Source organism: Shigella sp. FC1567 (assembly GCF_001743015.1).
Taxonomy (GTDB): domain Bacteria; phylum Pseudomonadota; class Gammaproteobacteria; order Enterobacterales; family Enterobacteriaceae; genus Escherichia; species Escherichia coli.
Genome location: NZ_MIIV01000453.1, coordinates 1 through 268, shown reverse-complemented (window position 1 = coordinate 268; position 268 = coordinate 1). Strand labels below are relative to the sequence as shown.

The 268-nt window shown below is 40.3% G+C and carries 1 pseudogene; it reads left to right on the top strand.

Annotated elements, in window-relative coordinates:
* Positions 1 to 96: 96 nt before the first annotated feature.
* Positions 97 to 268 (top strand): annotated as a pseudogene (locus BHE85_RS27795) (hypothetical protein); the annotation flags it as partial.

The window sequence follows — 268 nt, the reverse complement described above, 5'->3', positions numbered from 1 at the left end:
GCATTATAACGAATGGCATCCGCATAGTGCGCTGGGTTATCGCTCGCCACGGGAATATCTGCGGCAGCGGGCTTGTAATGGGTTAAGTGATAACAGATGCCTGGAAATATAGGGGCAAATCCACTTGTTGATGGAAAAACGAATCCGAATAAAGCAACAAAAGCATTACAAAAAATATATTACGCGTAACAAACTCATCTTCTTCTGGCATAAGTGAAAAACATTTAGATCACTGTGCTAATACTGTGAAAAACTTTTTAAGGAAGTC